This is a genomic window from Oliverpabstia sp. (genome assembly GCF_022785585.1).
In the GTDB taxonomy this organism is placed as follows: domain Bacteria; phylum Bacillota; class Clostridia; order Lachnospirales; family Lachnospiraceae; genus Oliverpabstia; species Oliverpabstia intestinalis.
Window position 1 is genome coordinate 1 of sequence record NZ_JALFPR010000004.1, and the last position, 10,131, is coordinate 10,131.

General features: G+C 46.7%; 8 protein-coding genes. 3 read left to right on the forward strand and 5 right to left on the reverse strand.

Annotation, left to right across the window (positions count from 1 at the left end; translation table 11 throughout):
- Positions 1 to 232: 232 nt before the first annotated feature.
- From MSA64_RS00120 to MSA64_RS00140, 5 genes are all read right to left on the reverse strand, one after another.
- The gene (locus MSA64_RS00120; protein ID WP_287890037.1) at positions 233 to 733 is read right to left on the reverse strand and encodes a COG2426 family protein; all 501 of its coding nucleotides are present in this window, start codon (positions 731 to 733) and stop codon (positions 233 to 235) included.
- Between the two features lie 9 nt (positions 734 to 742).
- On the reverse strand, positions 743 to 1,798 hold the full coding sequence (gene hisC, locus MSA64_RS00125) for a histidinol-phosphate transaminase (RefSeq protein WP_106492504.1): 1,056 nt from the start codon (positions 1,796 to 1,798) through the stop codon (positions 743 to 745).
- 374 nt (positions 1,799 to 2,172) lie between these two features.
- Complete coding sequence (locus tag MSA64_RS00130) at positions 2,173 to 3,903, reverse strand: ABC transporter ATP-binding protein (protein ID WP_106492503.1); 1,731 nt, start codon at positions 3,901 to 3,903, stop codon at positions 2,173 to 2,175.
- A 125-nt stretch (positions 3,904 to 4,028) separates the two neighbouring features.
- A complete protein-coding gene (locus MSA64_RS00135) occupies positions 4,029 to 4,949 on the reverse strand; it encodes a calcium/sodium antiporter (RefSeq protein ID WP_442945295.1) in 921 nt (306 codons plus the stop codon).
- Between the two features lie 268 nt (positions 4,950 to 5,217).
- Entirely contained in the window at positions 5,218 to 6,504 is a 1,287-nt protein-coding gene (locus MSA64_RS00140) for an O-acetylhomoserine aminocarboxypropyltransferase/cysteine synthase family protein (RefSeq protein ID WP_106492502.1), read from the reverse strand.
- Between the two features lie 480 nt (positions 6,505 to 6,984).
- Between MSA64_RS00140 and MSA64_RS00145 the strand changes: the two genes are divergently transcribed.
- From MSA64_RS00145 to MSA64_RS00155, 3 genes are all read left to right on the forward strand, one after another.
- Positions 6,985 to 8,358: an NAD(P)/FAD-dependent oxidoreductase gene (locus MSA64_RS00145; protein ID WP_154431593.1), complete on the forward strand. Its 1,374-nt coding sequence runs from the start codon at positions 6,985 to 6,987 to the stop codon at positions 8,356 to 8,358.
- A 264-nt stretch (positions 8,359 to 8,622) separates the two neighbouring features.
- Positions 8,623 to 9,360: a hypothetical protein gene (locus MSA64_RS00150; RefSeq protein WP_154431592.1), complete on the forward strand. Its 738-nt coding sequence runs from the start codon at positions 8,623 to 8,625 to the stop codon at positions 9,358 to 9,360.
- A gap of 26 nt (positions 9,361 to 9,386) precedes the next feature.
- Positions 9,387 to 10,118 carry a histidine phosphatase family protein gene (locus MSA64_RS00155; protein ID WP_277663401.1) on the forward strand — a complete coding sequence of 244 codons (732 nt, stop codon included), beginning with the start codon at positions 9,387 to 9,389 and terminating at the stop codon, positions 10,116 to 10,118.
- Positions 10,119 to 10,131 lie beyond the last annotated feature (13 nt).

Below are 10,131 nucleotides of genomic sequence, written 5' to 3' on the forward strand. Positions count from 1 at the left end.
GTAACTGTTCAGTACCTTCACAGTTACGAGCCAAAATGCATTTAAACGATAAAAACACGCTTTGCGAGTTTTTATCGTTATCGCGGCACTCCTCAAGGTTCCGTGCAAGCACGGACTTTGACTCGTTGCTCGCGTAAATCACCTTCGATGATGGCATTTTGGCTTGTATGTCTCGGGATTTTGGCATATTCATGCCAAAACGCCTCGCGGTACAGTGGCTACTGAATAGTTACTAACTCACGATATTTCCCACCAGTACATAAGATACAATGTACATGATCACCGTCGCCATGGCAATTCCGCAGAAAATGGCCAGCGAGGATTTTTTAATATCGATGCCAAGCAGGGACGCAATCAGAGCACCCGTCCATGCACCGGTTCCCGGAAGGGGGATTCCCACAAATAACACCAGCCCCCAGAATTCATATTGCTGGATCTTTTCACTTCTTCCCATCGCCCGGTTTTCCAGTTTTTCAATCAGTCCCCGGAAGCATTTTATTTTTTTCATCCACTGGAAGATCTTCTTGATAAACAGCAGGATAAACGGAATGGGTAAAATATTTCCGATAATACAGATCGGGATTGCATGAACAGCGGATACTTTCAGAAGCGAACTGGCAAGCAGTCCTCCTCGAAGTTCCAGAAGCGGCATCATCGAAATCAGAAAAACGACTGCTTTCTCCGATATATAAGGTCCTAAAGTTGCGGCAAACCATGTGACAAGTGATTCCATATATTTCTCCTATTTTTTATATTTTTTTAAGAATTCAATCAATTTTTCCATATCTTCCTGTGTTCCAATGGTAATACGCAGATAATTGGCAATTCTCGGTTTGTTAAAGTAACGAACGATGATATTGGCTTCCCGAAGCGCTGCAAACAGATCTGCTGCAGGAATCTCCGGGTGAGAGGCAAAGATAAAGTTCGCCTTGGAATCTCCGAAGACAAACCCGAGTTTTGTCAGTTCCTTCTTGGTCCACTCTCTGGTCTCCACCACTTTATGCACTGTTTCCTCAAAATATGCCCTGTCAGCGATCGCAGCTGCCCCGAGCGCCAGAGTGGTCTGATCCATGGTATAGGAATTGAAAGAATATTTCACATCGTTCAGATATTTGATCAGTACCGGATTACCCATGGCATAGCCGATACGCATACCTGCCATTCCTCTGGATTTGGAAAAGGTCTGAACCACCAGAAGGTTATCGTACTTTTCGATCAATGGCAGCGCAGATGCCGCACCAAAGTCCACATAAGCTTCATCCACAACTACGATCACATCCGGATTGGCTTTGATGATTGCTTCCACGTCCTGCATGCCAAGCTCCACACCGGTCGGTGCGTTTGGGTTAGGGAAAATAATTCCTCCGTTTTCCCGGAAATAGTCTTCTTTCCGGATCGTAAAATCATCGGTCAGCGGAACCGTCTCATACGGGATCCGCAGCATATCTGCCCACACATCGTAAAAAGAATAGGTGATATCCGGGAACAAAATCGGCTTTTTGGAATTAAAAAATGTCATAAAAATCATCGCCAGAACATCGTCAGAACCTACGCCCACAAACACCTGGTCTTCCTGTAGCTGATAAAAATCAGCGATGCCTTTCACCAGTACGGAAGCTGCCGGATCCGGATACAGACGCATACAGTCCACATCGATCGCTTTCAGTGCCTCTGCCACTTTCGGTGACGGCGGATATGGGTTCTCATTGGTGTTCAGTTTGATCAGATTTTGTACTTTTGGCTGTTCGCCCGGTACGTAGGGAACTACTTTCCGGACATTCTCTTCCCATGTTTTCATCGGTATCTCCTCATTCTTTCCTGCATCTGTGTCAGACTGCCTGCTTCGCGTCTTCTGCACATTTTTACGCACTACTGTGTATTATAAATATATTCGACACTTAAGTCAACGGAAGATATACACTAAAAAAGGTCCACCGGACCTTTTTGTCGTATGCTTGGCAACAGAAAATGACCGGCAGATCTTCGCATACCGGTCATTATATGATACCAGAGTCCCAGATTCAGAAATCTGACAAAAACATGAGTAAGTAGCCATTTTTCAAAGAAAAATGAGCGGATTGCGAATGTTTTTGAGGATTGTGAGAGTCCGAAGTACGGAACAATCCTGTATCAAAGGAGCAAAATACCTTTTGACACAAACATCATAATACATCAAAATTGCATATTGTACAATCCAGCATAGATACCACCCTGAGCCAGCAGACTTTTATGGGTTCCCTCTTCTGCAATACCGTCTTCTGTCAATACCAGGATTCTCTGTGCGTTTCGAATCGTCGATAACCGATGGGCGATCACAAACGTGGTTCTGTCTTTGGCAAGCATTTCCAGAGAATGCTGCACGATCTTTTCACTCTCGTTATCCAGTGCCGAAGTCGCTTCGTCAAAAATCAGAACAGGTGGATTCTTTAAGAATACCCGGGCGATGGAAAGTCGTTGCTTCTGACCGCCGGAAAGCTTTACACCCCTCTGTCCGATATCCGTATGATACCCCTCCGGCAGGCTCATGATGAATTCATGGGCATTTGCCGCCATGGCTGCATTCACCACTTCTTCATCGGTAGCTTCCGGTTTTCCGTAACGGATATTTTCCAGGATCGTTCCGGCAAACAGATAGACATCCTGCTGCACGATACCGATCTGTCTCCGCAGATCTTTTAGTTTCACATCTCTAATATCGATGCCATCCAGCAAAACAGCTCCTCCGGTTACATCATAGAATCGGGGAATCAGGGAACACAGAGTTGTTTTTCCTGCACCGCTGCTTCCGACTAACGCTACATATTCTCCCGGCTTCACATCCAGATTTACATGAGACAGTACATTTTCTTTATTTTCACTGTAATGGAACGATACATCCTCAAACTGAATCTCTCCCTTCACCCGATCCAGAGACTGTGCATCCTCTTTGTCTTTGATATCCGGTGCAATACTCATAATCTCCAGGAAACGTTCGTAACCGCTATAACCGTTCTGGAACTGTTCCGTGAAGTTTACCAGCTTTTTCACCGGTTCGGTGAAGTTATTAATATATAGAAGAAAGGTCACCAGATCCGCTGCGGAAAGTTCCCCTTTCATCATCAGCCATGCACCCATCAGCAGGGATCCAACCGTGATCAGTGTGGAAAATACTCCCATCCCGGAATTGTAAGACCCCATAAACCGGTATGTCCTTTTCTTCGATGCCACAAACCGGCTGTTGCCTTCCTCGAACTTATCCATCTCGGTCTCTTCATTGCTGAAAGATTTAACTACACGGATACCGGAAAGACTGTCCTCAATCTGGCTGTTAATATCTGCGATTCTGGCACGGTTTTCCCGGAATGCCCCACGCATCCGGTTATTCATCCCTACCGCATACAGCAGCATGATCACTACAAAACCGATTGCAACTAACGCCAGTTTTGCATTGATCATCAACAGGATAATAAATGCTCCCACCAGCTTGATCGTGGAGATGACCACATCTTCCGGTCCATGATGTAACAGTTCTGTGATATCAAACAGGTCACTGGTGATTCTTGAGAGCAGATGTCCCACTTTCTGATTATCGAAAAATGCAAAGGACAGCTTCTGGTAATGTCCGAAGATTTCATTTCGCATATCGTGTTCGATCTTCGCACCCATCACATGACCATAATACCCGATAAAATAGTTACAGTATCCTTCTACGATCACCAGCAGCACCATAAAAATCCCCAGCCGGATGATGGTCGAGGATGCTTCCTCAATAGGAAGCAGCACAACAGTTCCCGTAATATACCGCACCATCAACGGAATCACAAGGGTAATGGCTGCTCCGATCATTGCAAACACCATATCCGCCAGGAACAGCCCCTTATACGGTTTGTAATACGCCGACAATTTTTTCTTTTTGTTCTCCATATTTTTTCCTCCCAAAGTTTCTGCCATACTTTTTCATTCCATGCCATTTAGTATAGTAGTACCTTCCGGAAAGTGCAATGTAGAATCTTGTATACTTTTTCTTTTATTACGAAATTTTCAAAAAACTACATCAGATACATAAAATAAGCCAGATAAGCTATCAACATCACAATACCCGCCGGCCTGGTCAGTGCCCGTTTTCTCCAGATACAGACCCATAACAGAAGCCCGGCTCCCAGCGCTATCACCGTATCGATGCCAAATCCCGGGAGAAACTCCACCGGAACAATCAGTGCTGCCGTACCTACCACGAACAAAATATTGAAAATATTGCTTCCCACGATATTTCCGATCGCAATATCTGCTTTTCCCTTCCGTGCTGCAGACACCGAGGTGAACAGCTCCGGAAGGGATGTTCCAAGTGCCACCACCGTAAGACCGATCACACGCTCACTGATTCCCAGCACCCTTGCAATTGCCTTTGCCGCATCCACGGTAACATCACTTCCCCAGACCACCAGCAGTAGTCCCAGTACCGTTGCAAAGAGCAATTTCCACATCGGTTTTGCTTCCTCCTCGACCACTTCTTCTTTGTTCTTTTTTGCACAATAAAACAGATATCCCAGATAAAGTAAGAATGCCACCCAGAGGATAACACCTTCGCTGAGTGTAATCTGATTTCCGCTTTTTCCCAGTACCAGTAACAGAACTGTAATTATCATCATATAAGGAATCTCGATCCATATCGTAGATTTCTGTACCGCCACCGTTGTGATCACCGCAGTAATACCAAGAATGATCAGAATATTCAAAATATTGCTCCCCACAATGTTTCCGATCGTAATTCCCGCGTTCCCTTTTAACGCCGAGTTGATACTCACTGCCGCCTCCGGCATACTTGTTCCCATGGCCACAATGGTCAGTCCGACTACCAGCTGGGGAATTCCGAATCGCTCTGCAATTCCCGACGCTCCATCCACAAACCAGTCAGCACCTTTTACCAGCATCAAAAAGCCCAACACCAGTAACAACACCTGTAAAATCATTTCCATTCTCTTTTCCTCCTGCTTTCCGTGTGCCCTGGAAATGTCCGGTTCTTTGTCGGCGCTTCTTTTATATAGAAAAAGAACGAGACTTCCACCGCACACAAATAATGCGATAAAAGTCTCGTTCTTCTTTCAGTGGATTCCCCGGTCTTTCGACGTGATGACGAGGCATCCAACACCTGACTGGTGTGAACTACTCCCTGTTATCTTCTATTAGAATATCAAAGGACAGCTTCACATGTCAATCAGAAAATTTCAATATTTTATATTATTTGATTGCTTCGAAACCATGCTCCAGATCAGCGATGATATCGTCGATGTTTTCTGTACCGATGGACAGACGTACAGTGCTTGGTGTGATACCGCCTTCTCGCAGTTCCTCTTCATTCATCTGAGAATGAGTGGTGGATGCCGGATGGATAACCAGAGATTTTACGTCTGCTACGTTAGCCAGCAGTGAGAACAGTTCCAGAGATTCTGTGAATTTCTGTGCTTTCTCCTGTCCGCCCTTTACTTCGAAAGTAAAGATGGAAGCTGCACCGTTCGGGAAATATTTGTTATACAGATCCAGCTGATGGCCTTCTGCCAGAGATGGATGGTTTACTTTTTCTACCTGTGGATGGTTCTTCAGGAATTCTACAACCTTCAGAGCATTTTCCACATGACGTTCTACACGAAGAGACAGTGTCTCCAGTCCCTGCAGAAGCAGGAAAGAGTTAAATGGAGAAATGGTAGCTCCCTGATCTCTCATCAGAGTAGTACGGATCTTCATTACATAAGCGATGTTTCCGCAGGCTTCGCTGAATACAACACCATGGTAAGATGGGTTTGGTTTTGTGATTCCCGGGAACTTGTCGTTCTGAGTCCAGTCGAATTTGCCGCCATCAACGATCACACCACCCATTACGCTTCCGTGTCCACCCATGAACTTGGTTGCGGAATGTACGACGATGTCTGCGCCATGCTCCAGTGGACGAAGCAGGAACGGTGTAGCAAATGTGCTATCTACGATCAGCGGAATACCGTTTTCATGAGCTACTGCAGATACCGCTTCCAGATCCAGTACATCGGAGTTTGGATTGCCCAGTGTCTCACCATACAGAAGTTTGGTGTTTGGCTGAATGGCTTTACGGAAGTTCTCCGGATCAGAAGGATCTACAAATGTTACGGAGATTCCCTGCTCTTTTAAAGTATTTGCAAACAGGTTGTATGTTCCACCATAAACGTGTGCAGAAGATACGATATGATCACCTGCTGTCGCAATGTTTTGTACTGCATATGTGATAGCTGCGGAACCGGTTGCTGTAGCCAGAGCTGCTGCGCCGCCTTCCAGTGCTGCTACTCTCTCTTCGAAAACAGAGCTTGTCGGGTTCATCAGACGGGAATAGATGTTACCGCCTTCTGTCAGTCCGAAACGTCCTGCTGCCTGCGCGGAATCTTTGAATACATAAGATGTTGTTGCATAGATCGGCACTGCTCTCGCATCGGTAGCCGGGTCCGGATGTTCCTGTCCTGCATGTACCTGTAAAGTTTCAAATTTATAATTCTTGCTCATAGTCTTTTCTCCTCTTATTCTTTCTGTAATATCGAATCCCTCTTGGGTCATTAGTTTCACTTTTTACTTTTTCTTCCGCTCTTCGGACTGCTGTTCGCCGGATCCGCTGCGGAATCTCTGACGGTCACACTTTTGTGCTTCACATTCGTCCAAATCTGTAATTGTGGCGGACTAATAAGGGTAATCTCTCTTTCATTTCCCTATTCCCTACCTCTCTAGTATGTTTATGAGCATATATTACCACCATATCCCCACCACGTCAATAGGTTTTTACATTTTTTTCCTCATTTTCTTTTTCTCCCTATTCCTTGACAAGTACTTCGTCCTTTCGATATAATGAAACAGAGAACTCAAACGAACACATGGCTTTCGCATGAAAACGCCCCGCGGGATACTCCTGCGTGAGTACAGACTCGTATTCTTTCCATGGATACGGGCTTTTTTTATGCGTTCAGTCTTACGAAAACAGAGGTGACAATTATGATGTATGATGTAATTATTGTCGGAGCCGGTCCTGGAGGAATCTTTTCTGCCTATGAACTGGTTCAGAAAAAACCGGGGTTGAAAATTGCTGTATTTGAGGCGGGTAATCCGTTAAGCAAACGCCACTGCCCCATCGACGGCGAAAAAGTAAAAACCTGTATCGGCTGCAAAACCTGCGCGATCATGAGCGGTTTCGGCGGTGCCGGTGCATTTTCCGATGGAAAATACAATATCACCAACGACTTCGGCGGAACTCTTTACGAGCATATCGGAAAAAAGACTGCCCTGGATCTGATGAAATACGTGGATGAGATCAATGTCTCCCACGGTGGCGAGAATACCCGTATGTTCTCCACAGCCGGAACCAAATTCAAAAAGCTGTGCATCCAGAACAAGCTGAAGCTGCTGGATGCTTCCGTCCGTCATCTGGGAACGGATATCAACTATGTCGTTCTGGAAAATCTGTACAACGAACTGAAAGAGCAGGTGGATTTCTTCTTCCTGACTCCGGTAACTTCTGTCGAATATAACGATTCCATGTACACCCTGCACTACGGCAAGAATGAGACTGCCACCTGCAAACAGTGTATCATCTCCGTCGGACGAAGCGGCAGCAAATGGATGGAAACTGTCTGTAAAGATCTGCAGATCCCTACGAAGTCCAACCGTGTCGACCTGGGCGTTCGTGTGGAACTTCCGGCTGTTGTCTTCTCCCATCTGACCGATGAGCTGTATGAGAGCAAGATCGTATACCGTACCGAGAAGTTCGAGGATAATGTCCGTACCTTCTGTATGAACCCGAACGGCATCGTGGTAAATGAAAATACAAACGGTATCATAACCGCAAACGGCCACAGCTACGAAGATCCGGCAAAATACACGGAAAATACCAACTTTGCCCTGCTGGTATCCAAACACTTCTCCGAGCCATTCAAGGACAGTAACGGATACGGCGAGAGTATCGCCCGTCTATCCAACATGCTTGGCGGCGGTGTGATCGTACAGCGTTTCGGTGATCTGGTTCGCGGCCGGCGCAGTACGGTCAGCCGTATCGAAGAAGGTCTGGTTCGCCCGACTCTGTCCGCCACTCCCGGAGATCTGAGTCTGGTTCTGCCAAAACGTATCCTGGATGGTATCATCGAGATGATCTATGCCCTGGATAAGATCGCACCGGGCACGGCAAATGACGATACTCTGCTGTACGGTGTCGAAGTGAAATTCTATAATATGGAAGTGGATATCGATGAGCATCTGGAAAGCCCCTACAAAGGTCTTTATATCATCGGCGACGGAAGCGGCGTCACCCACTCCCTGTCCCATGCATCTGCCAGCGGCGTGTATGTGGCAAGAAGAATCGCGGAAACTTTATAAACTGTTGTTTATTCGCATGTAACTGTTCAGTACCTTCACAGTTACGAGCCAAAATGCATAAAAAATCACCTTCGGTGATGGCATTTTGGCTTGTATGTCTCGGGATTTTGACATATTCATGTCAAAACACCTCGCGGGACAATGGCTACTGAATAGTTACATTCGCATCAAGAAAATGGATCTATCGAATCCTTGATTGCTATGTAATGTAATTGAAAAGGGTCATGTTCCGGCACATTTTTCTATTCTATACGGAGGATTTTTATGACAGATAACATCATTCATACTCCACGAAAAACTTCTCTATCCGAAACCGGCTCACGAAGTCTCACCTCAGAACTTTCCGTGCAGCGACCGGAAGGTGCTTCCTACGGCGGCAGCCAGACCTGGTTTTCTTCTCCTTCCATCCGCGGATACGGCTGCGGTCTGATCGCGGCGCACGATCTGCTGTGGTATCTGGAACGGAAAGAATCTCTGACAGCACAGACGGACCGTCATCGTTCCGGAGAACAGCCCGTCAGTGATTCCCGCTCCTGGGAGGACTATGAGCGATCTGTAAAAAGACTGCATCGACTCTTTCCGATTCTTCCCCGTCTCGGAATCAACGGACTGATGCTCTCCGCAGGACTGAATCTGGCCTTCTTACTCCGCCGTCTTCCTTACCGTGCCTGCTGGCATATCGGGTATCGGAATACCGGAAAGGAGATCAGCCGGCTGCTTAGTCAGGATATCCCGGTCATTCTATCCATCGGCGGTAATTTCCCCCTGATCTGGAAGAAAGACCGGCTTCCTCTGTACAAGAAAACCGGCGATGGAGTTTACATAAAATCTTCTTCCACCCGTGCACACTATATCACTGTTACCGGCATCGAACACGGATGGCTGCGGATCAGCAGCTGGGGACAGGAGTGGTATATCAACTGGAGAGAATACCGGAACTTTGCATGGATAAAAAGCTGTCCGCTGTTTTCCAATATCTGCTATATTACCAGAAAACATTGATTATTTTACACACAGGAGGCTATTATATGAAATTACTGATCGTCCGTCACGGGGATCCGGATTATACCATCGATTCCCTGACGCCAAAAGGATGGAAAGAAGTAGGCTACCTTTCCGAAAAACTAGCAAAACTCGATGTGAAAGCCTTTTATGTCTCTCCTCTCGGAAGAGCCAGAGACACTGCCTCTCTGACCTTGAAGAAAATGAACCGCACTGCCACCGAAGAACCTTGGCTTCGCGAATTTGATGCCCGGATCCACCGCCCGGATGTCCCGCAAAAGGAAATGATCTCCTGGGACTGGCTGCCACAGGACTGGACCGCGGAACCCCGCTTTTACCTGCCGGATGAATGGTGGAAGGTTCCTGTGATGATGGAAGGACATGTCAAAGAAGAATATGACTGGGTAACCACCAACTTCGATGCCCTGCTCGCCAGTCACGGGTATGTCCGTGACGGTCTTACCTACCGCGCAGAGCACGCAAACAACGATACGATTGTCTTCTTCTGCCACTTCGGTCTGGAATGTGTCCTGTTAAGTCACCTGCTGCACATTTCCCCGATGGTTTTGTGGCACGGCACCTGCGCTGCTCCAAGCTCCGTCACAACCCTCGTCACCGAAGAGCGCCGCCCGGGGATCGCATATTTCCGTATGAGTTCTTTCGGAGATATTTCCCACCTGTACGTCAAAGACGAGCCACCGGCATTCGCAGCGCGGTTTTGTGAGTGCTATGACAATGAGGATGAGAGACACGATTAATTGCTATCTGGAT

Coding starts and splice junctions, on each gene's coding strand:
- hisC (WP_106492504.1), bottom strand. CDS start 1,798: ATGAAAACATGGGAAGAGAATGTCCGGAAAGTAGTTCCCTACGTACCG.
- MSA64_RS00135 (WP_442945295.1), bottom strand. CDS start 4,949: ATGATTTTACAGGTGTTGTTACTGGTGTTGGGCTTTTTGATGCTGGTA.
- MSA64_RS00145 (WP_154431593.1), top strand. CDS start 6,985: ATGATGTATGATGTAATTATTGTCGGAGCCGGTCCTGGAGGAATCTTT.
- MSA64_RS00155 (WP_277663401.1), top strand. CDS start 9,387: ATGAAATTACTGATCGTCCGTCACGGGGATCCGGATTATACCATCGAT.
- MSA64_RS00140 (WP_106492502.1), bottom strand. CDS start 6,504: ATGAGCAAGAATTATAAATTTGAAACTTTACAGGTACATGCAGGACAG.
- MSA64_RS00130 (WP_106492503.1), bottom strand. CDS start 3,903: ATGGAGAACAAAAAGAAAAAATTGTCGGCGTATTACAAACCGTATAAG.
- MSA64_RS00120 (WP_287890037.1), bottom strand. CDS start 733: ATGGAATCACTTGTCACATGGTTTGCCGCAACTTTAGGACCTTATATA.
- MSA64_RS00150 (WP_154431592.1), top strand. CDS start 8,623: ATGACAGATAACATCATTCATACTCCACGAAAAACTTCTCTATCCGAA.